Raw genomic sequence first — 17,208 nt, 5'->3', positions numbered from 1 at the left:
TGTGAGGGTCGGGTCGTGCGCGGTCCCGCGTGGGGGCGTGCACGCAGGGTCAGGCTTTCAGCGCGATCCAGCCTTCGGCGGGGACGGATGCCGCGTGCACGACGCCGTCGACGGTGACCGTGAGATCGCGGACCCTGGTGTCGAGGTTCGCGACGAGCACCGTGCGCGCGTGGGCGGAGTCGCCCCCGACGGCCCACACGAGCCCGTCGGGGCTCGTCGCCGACAGCAGCCGTGCGCCCGCGAGGGCTGCGAGGGCGCGGAGGGCGGCAGCGACCGGGCGGTCGGCTCCCGCGGCGGAGACGGCGCCGCGGGGTCCCCACTCCTCGAAGTACGCGATGCTCGCGACGCCCGGGACGGCAAGGGCTGCGGCGCTCGCGATGGTCCAGGCGGCCAGCTGCGGAGCATCCTGTCTGTCATCGTCGGCATCCGCGTGCTGTGCGCCGTATCCGTGCGCGAGGTCGGTGTCGCGGGGAAGCGGCGGCCGGACTGTCGCGACGTCGTTGAACCGGGGGCGCAGCGTCACGGGGCCGATGTGCACGAGCGCGTCGCCCGCGAGCGTCACGGCCTGCTGCGCGACGAGTCGCTGCATCGCGACGGACTCGACGAGCTGCTCGCTCGTGAGGCTGTGGAAGAGCGGCGTGACGCTGAACACGATCCCGTCGAGGTCGTCCGGGATGCGCGACCGCTCGCGGTTGAGCTCCGTGAAGTGCGAGCGCGCGCCGCCGACGACGGGCAGCTCGAGGCCCGCGTCCGCGAGCGCCGCGCGCAGCGCAGCGGCGACCGCGTCGTCGGTCACGTGGGTGTCGGGGGCGAATGCGCCGATCCGCACGACGGGCAGGCCCACGAGCGCCGCGACGAGCTCGCCGAGCGCAGCGGGGTCCGCGGGATCGTCCTGGTCGGCGGAGTCGAGCACGATCCGCACGTCGAGAGGGAGACCGGATGCCGCGGCCCGCGCGAGCGCCGCGCGCCGGTTCGGGGCCGCGAGGTCGAGCTCGACGAGGAGCGTCCTCCCGATCGGCACGGCGGCGGGTGCGGGGTCGGGTGCCGTCGAGGCCCCGACGACGAGGGCCGGGAACGCGGACCCCGTGTCGGTGAGCTCGAGAAGGTCCCGGTCGGGCCCCTCGGCCGCCGCCGCGCGGGGCGCGACGCGCACCGCGATCGACTGCCGCACACCTGAGCCTGCCGGCAGCGCGTAGGGGAAGGGCAGCGCGAGCGGCCTGCTGTAGGTCTTGAACGAGGCATCCGTCCAGTTGCGCTGGTCCTCCATCTCGAACACGTCGCCCGTGAAGCGCACATCGATGTCGAGGCCGTCATCGGTCCACGCGAGGCCCGCGATGTCGAAGGCGGGCTGGTGCGGACTGATGTCGCGCGGGAAGGCGGAGGCCCGGGCCGCCCCGTCGGAGGAGGTCACGGCGAGGTCGGCGCCCGCGACCTGCGGCGGGTGCAGCACGACGAGTCCCGTGCGGTTCGTCTCGAAGTCGGTCGTCGAGACGGCGTCGAAGCTCACGACGAGCAGGTCGTCCGCGACGTCGACGCGCACGGTCGCGCGCAGCTCGGCGCCGTGCCCCTCGGTGTGCAGCAGCAGCTCGAGGGACGTGTCGGTCTCGGCGACCTGCTCGACGACCCAGCCGGCCGTGTTCCAGTCGCGGTCCCGCACGACGGCGCGGACGCTGCGCAGCACGCGCCGCCCGTCGTACGTCAGGTCGGCGAGCTCGTCGTCGCGCAGCTCGAGCGCCCAGAGCCCGCCCCGCCAGAAGCGGGACGGGCTGTGCGATCCGTGCCAGATGTCGGTCATGTGTTCCATCCTCGCGATGCCGGTCGCAACACGCCCGGGCGCGGCGAAACCGGCCACGCGGCTCTAGAGGGTCGTCATCCCGCCGTCGACGGCGAACAGGGCGCCCGTCGCGAAGGCGCCGTCCTCGCTCGCCAGGTAGACCATGATGCCCGCGACGTCGTCGGGGGTGCCGGCGCGGCCGATCGGGATGCGGCTGATGATCGCGGCGCGCGACTCGGGGTCTTCGCTGATCGCGGCCACGAGCGGCGTCTCGGTGTACGCGGGCTGGACCGTGTTGACGCGGATGCCCTTCGAGGCATATGCCGCGGCGACGGTGCGGCCGAGGCCGTGGATGCCGGCCTTCGAGGCGCTGTACGCCGTGAAGTCCTTGCCCTCGCCGTTGACCCCCGTGGGGCTGCCGGTGAGGATGATCGACCCGCCGCCGCGCGGCAGCATCGAGCGCACCGCGTGCTTGACCGTCAGGAACGTGCCCGTCAGGTTGATGTCGATCGTGCGCTTCCAGACGTCGAGGTCGAGGTCGGCCGCCTGGGCGTCCTGGCCGAACAGCTGCACGCCGGCGTTCGCGACGACGACGTCGGGCGCCCAGCCGGCCGCCTCGAGCTCGGCGAAGGCGGCCTCGACCGCGGATTCGTCCGAGATGTCCATCGTCACGGCGCGGGCGTTGTCGCCGATGTCGGCTGCGGCTTTCGCCGCACCCTCGCCGTTGCGGTCGGCGAGCACGACGCGGGCGCCCTCGCGGGCGAAGCGGGTCGCGACGGCGAGGCCGATGCCCAGCGCGCCGCCCGTGACGAGCGCGGTCTTGCCTTCGAGCTGTCCCACTGTCTATTCCTTTCGGCCGCGGGCGCTGTCAGCGCTCGATGTGATCGAGGTGGAGCATGCGCGCGAGGTTCTTGTCGAGCTCGTCGTCCTGGAAGATCTTCTTCCAGTCGTCCTTGATGATGCTCTCGCGGCCGTAGTCCATCGCGATGAGGCACGCGTCGCTGAACGGGTTGTCGCCGCGCAGGCCGTTCGCGAGGGCCACCTGGGTGTGGCCGTACAGGATGCTGCGCGCCGCCGCCTCGGGAACGCCCATCGTGTCGACGGCCTCCTGCAGCGCCTCGTTGAGGAGGGCGCCGATCATGCACGCGACGGTCTCGACGAGGGTCGGCTCGAGCTGCGCGAGCTGCTTGATCGTGACCCAGTGCACGTCGATGATCGGGGCGTAGATCGCGCGGACGGTCGCCTCGACGATCGCCTGCTTGGCGGGGTCGTCGGACTCGATCGCGGCGATCGCGTCCTGGGGGGCGGCGATGCCGCCGAACGTGTCGGCCCACTCCTCGGGCGTCTGGCGCTGCAGGAAGATCGACGGGTGGCACGGGTGCGCGACGGCCTGGATGACGTCCTCGCGGGTCGTGAGGAGGCCCGCGTAGGCGGCGGCGGGGTCGAGCGTCAGGACGATCGCGCCGGCGCGCAGCTGCGGGACGAGGTCGGCCGTGACGGGGCCGAGGGCGAGATCGGGGACCGCGAGGACGACGATGTCGGCGTCCGCGACGGCGGCCGAGGCATCCGTCAGCTCACGACCCGCGTCGATCGTGCGCTGCTGGCCGGCGGGGGAGTTCTCGACGTACTTCACGTCGTGACCGGTCTTGGCGAGGTTGTTGGAGACGCGCATCCCCATCTTCCCGCCGGCGCCGACGACGGCGATCTTGTACGTCTCTGCGGTCGTGCTCATGATGTGCTCCTCAGGTGCTCGAGTGTGGCGCGGGTCCATTCCCGCTCGGTTCGGATGGTGGTCTCGGGGTCGCCCTGCCAGGGCAGCCAGTGCTCGACGATCTCGTCGATGCCGCGCTCGCGCGGACGGACGGTCTCGAGCAGGTGGGCGTAGTCGTGCAGGCCGTCGCCCATGCGCGCGCCGCTGTAGGTGAAGCCCACCCAGCCCGGCTGGCGCGCGAAGGCGAAGTCCTTGACGTGGATGTTCGCGACGACGTCGGCGGTCAGCTCGACGCAGTCGCGGGGCAGCTCGAGGCGCGCGACGACGTTGGCGGGATCGAGGCAGATGCCGAGCTGCGGGCTGCCGAACGACGCGACGAGGGCGACGAGATCGGCGGTCGCAACCTGCTCGTACGTCTCGAGGGCGAGGGTCACGCCGGCGGCTTCGTAGGCAGGGAGCACTTCGCGCAGGAAGACGGATGCCTCTGCCAGCGTCGGCCGCGAGTCGGGGCCGTACAGCATGCTGCGGACGAGGCGCGCGTCGAAGGCCTCCGCGAGGCGCAGGTAGCGCGCGAGGCGCTCGGGCTCGATGCCCTTCGTGCCGAGCTGGATCGTGAGCCCCAGCTCGCGTGCGGCGGCGGCCGCGCCTTCGACCTCGGCGTCGGTCATGGCGTCGAGGGGCGCGTAGTCGCAGATCTGGAACAAGTCGACCCCGAGCTCGCTGGTCGCCTCGAACGCGCCGCGCAGCGACAGCGGCTCGCCGTCGCGGCCCTCGTGCTGCCAGAAGAACGCGTAGGTTCCGAGCCCGATCATGCGCGGGCCTCCGCGCGCGCGGCCGCCTCGTCGAGCACCGCGACGAGACTGTCGACGTCGTGGGCGAAGCGGCCGAGGAAGAGGCCGTCGACGGCATCGCCGAGCTCGGTCAGCAGGCCGGGTCCCGCGGAACCGCCGTAGATCACGACCGAGCCGGCGCGATCGGGGAGTGCGTCCAGCGCCGCCCGCAGTGCGCGCGTGACGGACGCGATGTGCGCGGCGGGGGCGGGCTCGGGCGCGCCGATGGCCCACACCGGCTCGTACGCCACGATGACGGCGCCCTCGGGGGCCCCGGTGAGGTCGGCGTGCAGCTGCGCGATGGTCGCGGCAGCGGCATCCGGACCCGAAAGCCGGGCTGACTCGCCGACGCAGAGCACGGGCGTGATGCCGTGCCGCAGGGCAGCGGCCGCCTTGGCCGCGACGACTTCGTCGGACTCGCCGAAGAGCCGGCGACGCTCGGCGTGCCCGATCTCGGCGACGCGGACGCCTGCTTCGGCGAGCTCGGCGGCCGTGACCTCGCCCGTGTAGGCGCCGGGCTCGAACGCCGAGACGTCCTGCGCGCCGACGAGCACGGGCGTGCCCGCGAACGCGTCGAGCGCGGGCAGCACGCCGAGGTAGGTCGGGATGATGAAGAACTCCACGTCGCCGGACGCCACTGCCTCATGCGTGCGCACGCGCTCGGCGACGCGCGTGCACCACTCGATCGCCTGCTGGTGACCGAAGTAGGTCTTGAGGCTGACTCCGACGACGGCGCGGGGCATCAGCAGGATCCGGTCCGCTCGTATTCGTCGATGGCGGCGACCTTCGCGGCCGAGGCCGATGTGGGGTCGAAGCGGTACTCGAGCCACTCGCGGACGAGGCGGCGGGCGAGTTCGATGCCGACGACGCGCTGGCCCATCGTGAGCACCTGCGCGTCGTTGGAGAGCACGCTGCGCTCGACCGAGAAGCTGTCGTGCGCCGTGACGGCGCGGATGCCGGCCACCTTGTTGGCCGCGATCGCGACGCCCAGGCCCGTGCCGCAGATCAGCAGCGCGCGGTCGGCGTCGCCCGCGGCGACGAGCTCGGCGGCCGTCGTCGCGACGCGGGGGTAGGGGGTGTGGCCGTCGGCGCCGACGCCGACGTCGACGACCGACGCGACGCCCGCGTTCTGCTCGAGGTCCTTGCGGAGGATCTCCTTGTAGTCGAAGCCGGCGTCGTCGCAGCCGATCACGATGCGGAGGGGCTCAGCCATGGGTCAGTTCCTTTCGGTCGTCGCGAGGAGGTCTGCGACGGCGGTCACGATGAGGGCGAGCGAGACGGCGCCCGGGTCGGGGGTGCCGACGCTGTTCTGGCCGTGCGTGCGCGCACGGCCCATGCGGGGCAGCAGGTCGGCGGTCGCGAGGGCGGCCTGGGTCGTCGCGTCGGCGGCGACCCGCCACGCGTCGGCGAGGCGAGCGCCCCCCTCGATCTGCGCGGTCAGGGTCGCGCTGAACGGGACGAGCGCGTCGACGAGCGTCTTGTCGCCGACCTCGGCCTTGCCGTACGCCATGACTCCCGCGCGTCCCGCGGCGACACCCGTCGCGACGGCGGCCCGCGAGGGGCGGCCCGTGTCGCCGAGCGCGCCGGCGACGGACGACAGGATGACGCCCCACAGGGCGCCGGACGTGCCGCCGGCCTTGTCGGACCATCCGTCGGCGGCACGCTCGAGGACCGTGCCGGCTCCTGCGCCGGCGGCGTAGGCCGCGCGGGCGGCGTCGAGAGCCGCGTGCGAGCCGCGCTGCATGCCGATGCCGTGGTCGCCGTCGCCAGCGATGGAGTCGAGGCGGCCGAGCTCGTCGACGTGCGTGTCTATCGTCTCTGCGATCGTCTCGACCACGGCGACGACGGTGGCGGCGGCGGCGTGTGAGTCGTCGTCGGTCGGGGGGACCTCGGATGCCGCACCCGCATCGAGCGCGTCGGGGTCGCCTGCGGCATCCCGCAGCGACTGCGGCGCGACCGAACCGCGACGGTACGCGGGGGTGTCGACGGGGGTCTCCCACAGGCCCGCGAGCTCGTCGTCGAGCCAGAACAGGGTCAGCGAGACGCCGGCCATGTCGAAGCTCGTGCAGTACTCGCCGACGTGCGGGTCGACGATCTCGATGCCCGCCTGCTCGAGCAGCTGCGCGACGCGGCGATAGACGACGAAGAGCTCCTCGTACTTGAGCGAGCCGAGTCCGTTGAGGACGGGAACGACGCGGGCACCCTGCGCTGTGTCGACGCCGTCCGGCAGCTCTTCGAGGAGCTTCTCGACAAGCAGCTCGGCGAGGCCGTCGGCGGTCGGGATGTCGGTCTCGTCGATGCCGGGCTCGCCATGGATGCCGAGGCCGATCGCCATGCGCCCCTCCGGGACGCTGAAGAGCGGCTGCTCGGCGCCGGGCAGTGTGCACCCCGTGAACGCCACCCCGAACGAGCGGGTGCGCTCATTCGCGAGGCGCGCGACGCGGGTCACCTCGGCGAGGTCGTAGCCGGCCTCAGCGGCCGCCGCAGCGGCGCGGAAGACCGTGAGGTCTCCCGCGATGCCGCGCCGCTTGTGCTTCTCGGCGGGCGACGCGCTGAAGATGTCGTCGGTGACCGCGACGGTCTCGCACGCGATGCCCTCGGCGCGCAGCCTCTCCTGCGCCGCGTCGAAGTTGAGCACGTCGCCGGCGTAGTTGCCGTAGCTGAAGAACACGCCGCCGCCGCCCTCGGCCGCCTTCGCGACAGCCTGGATCTGCTGCGTCGACGGCGAGGCGAAGAGGTTGCCCATCGCGGCTCCGTGCGCGAGGCCGGGACCTACGAGCCCGCCGAACGCGGGGTAGTGGCCCGAGCCGCCGCCGATCACGACAGCGACCTGGCCCGCGGGCGAGACCGTCGACCGTGCGACACCGCCCTGCACACGGCGGACGTACCGACCGTTCGCGGCGACGAAGCCGTCGATCATCTCGTCCGCGAACGCGGACGGCTCGTTCCAGAGACGGGTCATCGGCGCGTCTTCCCGTCCTGTGCGGCCGTGGCAGTGCCTTCGTCGACGATGCGCTCGATCGGGGCGATGCGGTTGCTGCGGGCGAGCAGCAGCATGAGCGCCGCGGAGAGGAGCATGAAGAACCCGACGATGAACATCGGCACTTCGTAGCCCCCGGTCCAGTCGTGCACGGCGCCCGTGATGTACGGGGCGCTGAAGCCCGCGAGGTTGCCGATCGTGTTGATCAGCGCGACACCCGCCGCGGCCGCGGCGCCCGTCAGGAAGCGCGTCGGGAGGGTCCAGAAGTTGGGCAGGGCGGCAAAGATCGCGGATGCCGTGATCGTGATGACGGCGATCGTCGCGACGGGGGATCCTGCGAACAGGGCGATCGGGATGGTGACGCCGCCGACGAGGGCGGGGATCGCGATGTGCCACGTCTTGAGACCGCGCTTGGACGCGTCGCGGGCCCAGAAGTACATGATGATCGCCGCGGGGAGGTACGGGATCGCCGTGATGAGGCCCTTCTGGAAGAAGTCGAAGGTCACGCCGGTCTGCGCCTGGAAGCCCTCGATGATCGTCGGGAGGAAGAACGCGAGCGCGTACAGGCCGTAGATGAAGCCGAAGTAGATGAACGAGAGCACCCACACGCGGCCGCTCTTGAAGGCGAAGCGCACCGAGACGTGGTTCTCGCGGGCCTCGGTCGTCTTGCGCTCGCTCTCGAGGGACTCCGTGAGCCAGTCCTGCTCCTCGGTCGTGAGCCAGCCGGCGTCCTTCGGCTTGTCCTTGAGGTAGAACCACGCGATGACTCCGACGACGATCGCGGGGATCGCGACGCCGAAGAACATGAAGCGCCAGCCCTCGAGTCCGAGGAAGCCGCCGCCGTGCTGGATGAGCCAGCCGGCGAGCGGGGCGCCGATGACGGTCGTGAGGGGCTGGGCCAGGTAGAAGAGCATGAGGATGCGGCTGCGGTACTGGGCGGGCACCCACAGGCTCAGGAACAGGATCGCGCCAGGGAAGAACCCGGCCTCGGCGACGCCGAGGAGGAAGCGCAGCACGACGAGCTGCTCGAAGTTCTGCACCCACGTGAACAGCAGCGCGACGATGCCCCAGCTGACCATGATGCGCGAGAGCCAGCGACGCGCCCCGAACTTGTGCAGGGCCAGGTTCGAGGGCACCTCGAGCAGGATGTAGCCGATGAAGAAGACGCCCGACGCGAAGCCGAACTGAGCCGCGCTGAGCCCGAGATCCTCGTTCATGCCGTTGGGGGCGGCGAAGCCGATCGCGGTGCGGTCGAGGTAGTTGATGAAGAACATCAGCGCCACGAACGGCACGAGGCGCAAGGACACCTTGCGGATGGCGGAGCGCGCGACGTCGGCGCGCTCAGCAGTTGGGGTGTGGTCCACGTTGACTCCGAAATCGATCGACGACGATGAAGGTTCGTTCTGGGGTCCGGCCAGTATGGCAAACCGGTTGACCAATTGCAATACCGGGCCGTGAGAAATATCGGTAGGTTGTCCCCATGCCCGCATACCCCGGCGACAGCTCGGCGGAGATCTCCGCAGCCCTCGGCGCGCTGCCCGCCGGCACGCCGGTCTCCGAGGTCGCTCGCCGCCTGCTCGACCTCTTCACGGGCGGATCGATCGCCCCCGGCACGCGGCTTCCTCCCGAGCGGCAGCTCGCCGCGACACTCGGCGTCGGTCGCTCCGCCGTGCGCGAAGCGCTCGCCGCGCTCGAGATCCTCGGCATCGTCGACGTGCGCCCGGGCTCGGGCACCTACCTGCGCGGCAACGCGAGCGAGCTCCTGCCACAGACCCTCCGCTGGGGGCTGCTGATCGGCGAGCGCAACACCGCCGAGCTGCTCGAGCTGCGGTCCGGCCTCGAGATCTACGTCGCGCGGCTCGCGGCGGGGCGAGCAGCGGCATCCGACCTCGCGCGGATCGATGCGAGCCTTGATCGCATGCGCGAGAGCGTCGGAGCGCTCAAGGCCTTCGCGAAGGCCGACCTCGAGTTCCACGACGCGCTCGCCGCGGCCGCCGGCAACGACATCCTCGTCGACACGCTGCACGTCGTGCGGTCGCTGCTCCAGGTCTACGCCGACCGCTCCGTCCACGACGAGGACGCCGCGCGCACCGCCATCGACGAACACGCCGCGGTCTTCCGCGCGATCGAGGCCCGCGACGAAGACGCCTCGGCCTCGGCCATGGCGGTGCACATGGCGACGGCCTCGGCGCGCGTCGCCGCCGAAGCCTCGCGCTGACCGCTCAGGCGTCCCGGTCGATCGGGGCCGCCGCCGGACACACACGGAACCGCTGACAGAAGGAGAACGGATGCCGCGCAACTGGGCGGGAACCTACGAGTACGCCGCACCCCGGATCGTGACGGCGTCGACCGTCGAGGACGTGCAGCGGATCGTCCGTGAGGGCGGACCGGTCCACGCGCTCGGGACGCGACACTCGTTCACCGATCTGCCCGACACGGCGGGCACGCTCATCGACGTGTCGGGTCTTGTGGGAGACATCGTCATCGACGAGGACGCGCGCACCGCGACAGTCGCGGCGGGCACGCGGTACGGCATCGTCGCGCAGGCGCTCGACGAGCGTGGCTGGGCCCTGCACAACATGGGCTCGCTGCCGCACATCTCGGTCGCGGGGGCCACGGCGACCGCGACGCACGGCTCGGGCGACGGGAACGGCGTCCTGACGACCGCCGTGCGCGGCATCCGCTACGTCGGCGCGGACGGAGAGGTGCACGACGTGCAGCGCGGCGAACCCGACTTCGCGGCGCTCGCCGTGGGCGTCGGCGCGTTCGGCATCATCGTCGCGCTGACCCTCGACATCGAGCCCTCCTACCGCGCGCGGCAGGACATCTATGCGGGCGTGTCGTGGGATGCCGCGCTGGCCGATCTCGCAGCGCTCACGGGTGCCGGCTACAGCGTGTCGCTCTTCACCCGCTGGGATCCCGAGACGATCGAGGCGGTGTGGGTCAAGACCCGGCTCGCGGCCGACGACGACGCCGTGCCCGACACGCTGCTCGACGGTCACCGCGCGACGGGCCCCGATTCGCCGCTCGGCAGCGGCGACAACATCACCGAGGTCGGTGGAGTTCCCGGACCCTGGATGCTGCGCCTCCCGCATTTCCGCCTGGACAGCGAGCCCTCCTTCGGCGAAGAGATCCAGACCGAGTACTTCGTGCCCCGTGAGCATGGCGCGGCGGCGCTCGACGCCGTGCGCGCGCTGGGCGACAGCATCCGTCCTCATCTCGTGGTGAGCGAGATCCGCACGGCCGTGCGCGACGAGCTGTGGCTGAGCGGCGCGTATCAGCAGGACATCGTCATCATCCACTTCACGTGGTTCGACCGGCCCGACGAGGTAGGGGAGCTGCTGCCCGTGATCGAGGCGGCGCTCGCCCCCTTCCGTGCGCGCCCGCACTGGGGCAAGGTGCACGGGTTCACGGCCGACGAGATCGCGCGCGTGCACCCTCGCCTCGCGGACGCCCGTGCCGTGTTCGAGCGCCTCGACCCCGAGGGCCGGTTCTCGAACGCACACCTCGAACGGCTGGGGCTGCGCGACCCGCGCTGAGCCGCTCGGTCCGTGACGTGGACGGGTCGGGGCTCCACAATGGGATCGACCACGGGAGGTTCCATGACCGAGACCCCTTCGCCCGCGCGCATGCACGCACTCTCCGACGAGACGCGCGCGACCGTCGACGTCGTCCTCGACTACGCGCGGCGGCGCGCGCTCTACGAGGACGTGCCGCTCGACAAGCCCCTCACCCCGCGTGACCTCGCGCGCCTCGCGTCCGGTTCGATCACGCCGGCGGGCATCGGCGCGCGACGGGCCGCGGCCCTGTTCGAGAACGTGCTCGCCCCCGCGTGCGTCTCGACCGACCACCCCGGATATCTGTCGTTCATCCCGTCGGCCCCCACGAAGGCGTCGATCGCCTTCGACCTCATCGTGTCGGCCTCGGCGATCTACGGCGGGTCGTGGATGGAGGGCTCGGGCGCGATCTTCGCCGAGAACGAGGTGCTGCACTGGCTCGCGGGCGAGTTCGGCCTGCCGGCGGGCGCGGGCGGCGTCTTCGTGCAGGGCGGCACGATCGGCAACCTCTCGGCGCTCGTCGCGGCGCGCGACGCCGCGCGCCGGCGCAACCGCGAGGCGGGGCATCCGGATCCCGCCCGGTGGGTCGTCGTCTGCAGCGCCGAGGCGCACTCGTCGATCGCGTCGGCCGCGGAGGTCATGGACGTCGACATCGCGAAGGCGATTCCGGATGCCGCGGGCCGCCTCCACGGCGACGCGGTGGCCGCAGCGCTCGAGGTGCACGGCGACGCCGTGTTCGCGGTCGTCGCGACGGGCGGAACGACGAACTTCGGGATCGTCGACGACATCGCCTCGATCGCCGCCGTCACGACCGAGCGCGGCGTGTGGCTGCACATCGACGGCGCCTACGGCCTGGCCGCGATGCTCGTCGACCGCACGCGGCTGCTCTTCGCCGGCGTCGAGCACGCGGACTCGGTCATCGTCGACCCGCACAAGTGGCTCTTCGCGCCCTTCGACGCGTGCGCGCTCCTCTATCGCGATCCGTCCATCGGGCTGCGCGCGCACACGCAGAAGGCCGAATACCTCGACACGCTGACGGATGCCGCCGACTGGAACCCCTCGGACCTCGGCGTGCAGCTGACCCGCCGGGCGCGCGGACTGCCCCTGTGGTACTCGCTCGCGACGTACGGCACGGACGAGTACCGCGCCGCCATCACGTACGGGATCGACCTCGCGCGGCGCATCGCCGACGAGATCGAGTCACGGGAGGGGCTCTCGCTCGTACGGGATCCGCAGCTGTCGGTCGTCGTGTTCCGCCGCGACGGCTGGACGCTCGCCGACTATCAGGCGTGGTCCGAGCGGCTGCTCGACGACCAGCACGGGTTCGTCGTGCCGAGCTCGCACGCGGGGGAGCCCGTCCTGCGCTTCGCGATCATCAGCCCCTTGACGACGTTCGAGCTGCTGACCTCGATCCTCGACACCCTGGCCTGACGCCGGCCGCGCCCGGCCGGGCCCCCACGGTCCCGAGCTCGACGAGGGTCCGACGCTTCGGCACGCTCAGCGACCGGATCGCGGCCCGGCGGATCAGCCCGCGGGAACCTCGCGGGCGAGACCGTCGACGACCTGGGCGTGGGGGAGCGCCGCGAGCACGGCGCCCGGCACCGAGAGCTTCGCGCCCCGGATGCCCGCCCCCACGATCCCCGCCGCGAGCTCCGCCACCCGTGGATCGACGAGGATCATCCAGTCCTCCGGAAGCCCGATCGGCGTGATGCCGCCGTACTCCATGCCCGTGAGCGCGACGGCGTCGTCCATCGGCGCGAAACTCGCCCGCCGCGCGCCGAGGAGCCTCCGTACCGTCCCGTTGACGTCCAGACGCGTCGTCCCGAGCACGAGGCAGGCGGCGTAGGTCGTCGTCTCGCCCCGCGTGCCCGCCACGACGATGCAGTTCGCCCCCTCGTCCATTCCGACTCCGTAGGCCTCGCAGAACGCCGCTGTGTCGGCGAGCGAAGCATCGATCGGCGTGACGCGCACCTGCGCCGCGAGCGACGCGTCGAGGGCCTCCAAGCCTCGCCGTACGGGCTCGGCGACGAGGTCGGGGCGATCGAGAGCGGGGGAGAAGTCCAGCGACGGCACGACTCGACGCTACGGCAGGCGCGGAGTCCGCGGCGGCTCGGTGCGCCGGGCGCCCGTTGCCTCGAACGCCGCCGCGAGCCGCAGCAGCGCCGAGTCGTCGTACGCGCGCCCGGCGAAGGTCAGGCCCACCGGCATCCCGATGTCCTCCATCGTCCCCATCGGCACCGTCACGGTCGGGATGCCGAGGTGCCGGATCGCGAGGTTGCCGTTGGCGACCCAGACCCCGTTGCGCCAGCCGAGATCGGCGGATGCCGCGACCCGATCCATGTCGGCGGGCGCGACATCCGCGACCGCGGGGAAGACGACGGCGTCAAGGCCGAGGCCGTCCATCCAGTCTTCGAGGTCGATGCGGCGTGTCTCTTCGAGCCCGCGCAGGCCCGCCTCGAGCTCGGGCATGTCGGCCCAGGGCGTCGCGCCGGGGTTCGCGCGGACCCAGTCGGGGTACTCCGCGATGTCGTCGTCGAAGCCCGTGTAGCGATCGGGCAGCGCGCCCGCGGGGTGCGGGAAGATCGCGGCGCCGTCGACGTCGGCGAGGGTCGACAGCGCGGGATCACCGTTGGCGGCGAGGAAGTCGTCCCAGCCCCACGCCGAGAGGTCGATGATCTCGCGCTTCAGGTACTCGGGGGTGACGAGGCCGCGCGTCGCGATCGTGGGCGCGCCGGCGCGGTCGCCCTCGTAGTTCGACACGACGGGGAAATCGACCTCGACGACCGTCGCGCCGGCGGACTCTAGTGCGCGCCGGGCGTCCTCCCACAGCGCGATGATCGACGCTCGGGTCTCGATGCGCTCGCCCGTCGGACCGCCGATGCCCGTGCCGGTTCCCGCGTCGGGGTCGGCACCCACGTACATGCGCGGGATGCCGATTCGCCGGCCGGCGAGGTCGGCGTCGGCCAGGAGTGAGGGGTACGACGCGGGGCGCACCTCGGCGGGAGTGGGCAGCGCGACCCAGGGCTGGGCGCGCCAGAAGTCGCCGCGCGTCTCGGGATCGTCGGTGACGATGACCTCGAGCACCTCGAGCAGGTCGGCCATCGTGCGGGTGTGGGGCACGACGACGTCCATCGTCGGCACGAGCGGCCAGTTCCCGCGCGTCGAGATCACGCCGCGCGAGGGGGTGTAGGCGCACAGGGCGTTGTTCGACGCGGGGCCGCGTCCGCTCGACCACGTCTCCTCTCCGAGTCCGAAGGCCGCGAAGCTCGCGGCCGTCGCGGTTCCGGAGCCGTTCGACGAGCCCGATCCGAACGGAGCCGTCAGGAAGTCGGCGTTGTAGGGGCTCTCGGCGCGCCCGTAGACGCCGCGCTGCATGCCACCGTTGGCCATGGGCGGCATGTTCGTGAGGCCCAGGCAGATGGCGCCGGCGGCGCGGAGGCGCTCGATCGTGAACGCGTCGCGCTGCGCGACGAGGTCGGCGAACGCGGGGCTGCCCGCCGCGGCGGTGAGGCCCTTCACGAGGTACGAATCCTTCGCCGTGTACGGGATGCCGTCGAGGGGCCCCCGCGCCTGCCCGCGGCGTCTGCGGTCATCGGATGCCGCGGCCTCGGCGATCGCCTCGGGGTTGCGCACGACGACGGCGTTCAGCGCCGTCGCGGTGTCGCTCCCGTCGTAGGCGTCGATGCGCGCGAGGTACGCCTCGACGAGCGCGACGGCCGTCGCCTCGCCGGATTCGAGGGCGGAGCGCAGCTCGGCGATGCTCGCCTCCACGACGTCGATCAAGCCTCGCGCCTCCCCGATCACCCGGCCACCTCCGGCTGCTGCTGCGTGATGCAGTGGATGCCGCCGCCGCGGTCGAACACGGGGCGGGCGTCGACCGAGACGACGCGGCGGCCGGGGTAGGCGTCCGCGAGGATCTCGCGGGCCGCGGCATCCGCTCGCTCCTCGCCGAAGCCGCACGCGATCACTCCGCCGTTGACGACGGTGTGGTTGACGTAGCTCCAGTCGACGAAGCCCTCGTGGTCCTTCAGCGTCTCGGGAGCGGGGAGGTCGATGATCTCGAAGCGGCGGCCCGCGGCATCCGTCTGCTCCGACAGATGCGCGCGGAGATCGCGCGTCACCTCGAAGTCGGGATGCGCGGGGTCGGTCTGCGCGTGCAGGAGGAGACGCCCGGGCGACGGGAGGGTCGCGACGATGTCGACGTGGCCGTTCGTCCCGAAGTCGTCGTAGTCGCGCGTGAGCCCGCGCGGCAGCCAGACGAATGCTGTCGCGCCGAGCGTGCGGGCGAGCTCCGCCTCGACGCGCGCCTTGTCGGCGAAGGGGTTGCGCCGCGGATCGAGCTGCACGGTCTCGGTCAGCAGCACCGTGCCCTCGCCGTCGACGTGGATGCCGCCGCCCTCGTTGACGAGGAGCGAGCTGACGATCTCGGCCCCCGCGGCGGCGCCCGCGACGCGGCCGAGCTCGGCAGAGAGCTGCCACTCGGCCCAGGCGGGAGCGCCCCAGCCGTTGAAGGTCCAGTCGACGGCGCCGAGGCGGCCGTCTTCGCCGACGACGAACGTCGGCCCGACATCCCGCATCCAGAACTCGTCGAGCGGGCACTCGAGGATCTCGATCTCGGACGCGAGCATGCGCCGGGCGCGCGCGACCTCCGACGGGTCGACGATCATCGTGAGGGACTCGAAATCGGCGACGGCGTGCGCGACGGCGGTCCACGCGGCGTAGCCCTCGTCGCGCGCGGCGTCCGTGTCGCCGAGCGTGATGCCCTCGCGCGGGAACGCCATCCAGGTGCGCGCGTGCGGCGCGGTCTCGGCAGGCATGCGCCACGTCATGCGAGCACCTCCGTCTGATCGGGGGCCGCCACGGGGGCCGGCTGCGTCTCATCTTCGCGCCACGACCGCGCCGGACGCGAGGCCGGGTCGCGGTACGGCGTGCACGTGAGCCACAGCGCGGCGTACACGACCCCGCCGAGGACGGGCCCGACGATGGCCGACAGATCGGCGCCGCCGAGGGCGAGGGCGAGCGGACCGACGTAGAGCGTCGTGTTGGCCATGAGCACGGCAGTCGTCGTCGCGACCGTCATGGCGAGCACGCCGGGCCAGAAGACGCCGCCCGTGTACCAGAACGGTCCGTCGCGGCGCTCCTCGGCGAGGGCGAGCCCGTCGTAGCGGTTGCGGCGCAGGAGGATGTCGACGGCATAGACCGCGACGAGCGGCCCGAGGACCGTGACGGCGAGCTCGAGCGACGAGTTGAGCGTGTCGAGGAAGCTCGGCGCGACGAACAGCAACCACGCGGCGGCCGCCGTCGACCCGAGGCCCGTCACGACGATCGTCGCGACGCGCGAGACGCGGAAGCCGAGGCCCTGCGCGTACAGGCCCGTGGAGTAGGCGACGAGGACGTTGTTCGCGATGCTCGACAGCACGATCATCCCGAGGAAGACGGGCAGGAACCAGGGCGGCACGATCTCGCCGATCGTCAGCTGCGGGTCGGTCATGTCGATGGCCGTGCCGGCGAGGACGCCGACGATGCCGATCGCGACGGCGGGGACGAAGCCGCCGACCGCCGTCCACAGTGCGACCTTCGCCTTGGACACGTCGCTCGGCAGGTAGCGCGCGTAGTCGGCGCCGGTTCCCCACGACAGGGGGCTCGAGGCGACGATCGCGAAGCCCAGCAGGATCATCGCGATGTGCTCCGAGGGCTCGAGCGCCGGGGCCGTGTAGGCGAGGTCGGCGGCGCCGAACACGAAGCCCGCGAGCACGACGAACACGACGGCGAGCGCGGCCGAGAACCACGGAGCGAGCGTGAGGATCGTCGCGTGCCCGTAGATGCTGATCGCGAAGCTCAGGCCGCCGACGACGACGAGAACGAGCCACTCCGCACCTGCGGGCAGCGTGATGCCGAACCACTCGATCAGGGCGAGCGCGGCGAGCGTCGCGAAGGCGATGTTGATGATCTCGTAGAAGACGCCGATCACGACACCGAGGCCCGCGCCGAACACGCGGCTGCCGCGGACGCCGAACATCGCTCGCATGATTGCGACGGACGGGGTTCCGGATGCCGGTCCGCTGATTGCGAGCCACCCGACGGCCGCCCACCAGACGTTTCCGACGATCGTGATGGCGAGCGCCTCCCACAGCGACAGGCCGAGGAGCATGAGCACGCCGCCGATGACGAAGTAGAGGTAGATCACGTTCGCCGACATCCACACCCAGAAGAGCTCGCGTGGGCGTCCGTGCCGGTCGGCGGGCGGGATGTAGTCGGCTCCGTGCGTCTCGATGTGCCCCGCGCGATCGGCGGTGGGCTCGGGCGGTGCGGGTGTCGCGATGGCTTCGCTGCGCATGAGACGTCCTCGTCGGGTC

General features: G+C 72.1%; 15 protein-coding genes. 3 read left to right on the top strand and 12 right to left on the bottom strand.

What is annotated here, in order from left to right:
* Positions 1 to 49: 49 nt before the first annotated feature.
* From MJ607_RS04950 to MJ607_RS04915, 8 genes are all read right to left on the bottom strand, one after another.
* Positions 50 to 1,795, bottom strand: a complete 1,746-nt coding sequence (locus tag MJ607_RS04950) for a hypothetical protein (RefSeq protein ID WP_243074411.1) — start codon at positions 1,793 to 1,795, stop codon at positions 50 to 52.
* 63 nt (positions 1,796 to 1,858) lie between these two features.
* Entirely contained in the window at positions 1,859 to 2,614 is a 756-nt protein-coding gene (locus tag MJ607_RS04945; protein WP_243074410.1) for an SDR family NAD(P)-dependent oxidoreductase, read from the bottom strand.
* A gap of 28 nt (positions 2,615 to 2,642) precedes the next feature.
* Positions 2,643 to 3,506: a phosphogluconate dehydrogenase C-terminal domain-containing protein gene (locus tag MJ607_RS04940; RefSeq protein WP_243074409.1), complete on the bottom strand. Its 864-nt coding sequence runs from the start codon at positions 3,504 to 3,506 to the stop codon at positions 2,643 to 2,645.
* Entirely contained in the window at positions 3,503 to 4,297 is a 795-nt protein-coding gene (locus MJ607_RS04935) for a sugar phosphate isomerase/epimerase (protein ID WP_243074408.1), read from the bottom strand. Before MJ607_RS04935 ends, MJ607_RS04940 begins: the two co-directional genes overlap by 4 nt.
* Entirely contained in the window at positions 4,294 to 5,058 is a 765-nt protein-coding gene (locus tag MJ607_RS04930; protein WP_243074407.1) for a triose-phosphate isomerase family protein, read from the bottom strand. The genes MJ607_RS04935 and MJ607_RS04930 overlap by 4 nt, the downstream gene beginning before the upstream one ends.
* Positions 5,058 to 5,528, bottom strand: coding sequence for a ribose-5-phosphate isomerase (locus MJ607_RS04925; RefSeq protein ID WP_243074406.1), 471 nt, complete (start codon positions 5,526 to 5,528; stop codon positions 5,058 to 5,060). The genes MJ607_RS04930 and MJ607_RS04925 overlap by 1 nt, the downstream gene beginning before the upstream one ends.
* Before the next feature lie 3 nt (positions 5,529 to 5,531).
* Entirely contained in the window at positions 5,532 to 7,277 is a 1,746-nt protein-coding gene (locus MJ607_RS04920; RefSeq protein ID WP_243074405.1) for a dihydroxyacetone kinase family protein, read from the bottom strand.
* The gene (locus tag MJ607_RS04915) at positions 7,274 to 8,659 is read right to left on the bottom strand and encodes an MFS transporter (RefSeq protein WP_243074404.1); all 1,386 of its coding nucleotides are present in this window, start codon (positions 8,657 to 8,659) and stop codon (positions 7,274 to 7,276) included. Before MJ607_RS04915 ends, MJ607_RS04920 begins: the two co-directional genes overlap by 4 nt.
* Before the next feature lie 116 nt (positions 8,660 to 8,775).
* Between MJ607_RS04915 and MJ607_RS04910 the strand changes: the two genes are divergently transcribed.
* The 3 genes from MJ607_RS04910 (at position 8,776) to MJ607_RS04900 (ending at position 12,283) form a co-directional block, all read left to right on the top strand.
* Positions 8,776 to 9,513 (top strand): FadR/GntR family transcriptional regulator, encoded by a 738-nt coding sequence (locus MJ607_RS04910; RefSeq protein WP_243074403.1) that lies wholly within the window; start codon positions 8,776 to 8,778, stop codon positions 9,511 to 9,513.
* Positions 9,514 to 9,583: 70 nt separating this feature from the next.
* The gene (locus MJ607_RS04905; RefSeq protein WP_243074402.1) at positions 9,584 to 10,834 is read left to right on the top strand and encodes an FAD-binding protein; all 1,251 of its coding nucleotides are present in this window, start codon (positions 9,584 to 9,586) and stop codon (positions 10,832 to 10,834) included.
* A gap of 63 nt (positions 10,835 to 10,897) precedes the next feature.
* Positions 10,898 to 12,283 carry an aminotransferase class V-fold PLP-dependent enzyme gene (locus MJ607_RS04900; protein ID WP_243074401.1) on the top strand — a complete coding sequence of 462 codons (1,386 nt, stop codon included), beginning with the start codon at positions 10,898 to 10,900 and terminating at the stop codon, positions 12,281 to 12,283.
* Positions 12,284 to 12,376: 93 nt separating this feature from the next.
* Here MJ607_RS04900 and MJ607_RS04895 read toward each other — a convergent pair whose 3' ends face one another.
* Genes MJ607_RS04895 through MJ607_RS04880 form a run of 4 tightly spaced genes read right to left on the bottom strand, consistent with a single transcriptional unit; the run spans position 12,377 to position 17,189 of the window.
* Positions 12,377 to 12,925: a YbaK/EbsC family protein gene (locus MJ607_RS04895; RefSeq protein WP_243074400.1), complete on the bottom strand. Its 549-nt coding sequence runs from the start codon at positions 12,923 to 12,925 to the stop codon at positions 12,377 to 12,379.
* Positions 12,926 to 12,934: 9 nt separating this feature from the next.
* Positions 12,935 to 14,635 (bottom strand): amidase, encoded by a 1,701-nt coding sequence (locus tag MJ607_RS04890; RefSeq protein ID WP_243074399.1) that lies wholly within the window; start codon positions 14,633 to 14,635, stop codon positions 12,935 to 12,937.
* Positions 14,636 to 14,652: 17 nt separating this feature from the next.
* Positions 14,653 to 15,681: an agmatine/peptidylarginine deiminase gene (locus tag MJ607_RS04885; RefSeq protein ID WP_243074398.1), complete on the bottom strand. Its 1,029-nt coding sequence runs from the start codon at positions 15,679 to 15,681 to the stop codon at positions 14,653 to 14,655.
* Positions 15,678 to 17,189, bottom strand: a complete 1,512-nt coding sequence (locus tag MJ607_RS04880) for a cytosine permease (protein WP_243074397.1) — start codon at positions 17,187 to 17,189, stop codon at positions 15,678 to 15,680. Before MJ607_RS04880 ends, MJ607_RS04885 begins: the two co-directional genes overlap by 4 nt.
* Positions 17,190 to 17,208 lie beyond the last annotated feature (19 nt).

It is taken from the genome of Microbacterium sp. SS28, assembly GCF_022761035.1.
GTDB lineage: Bacteria > Actinomycetota > Actinomycetes > Actinomycetales > Microbacteriaceae > Microbacterium.
The sequence above is the reverse complement of the archived record's forward strand: the minus strand, read 5'-3'. Positions and strand labels throughout refer to the sequence as shown.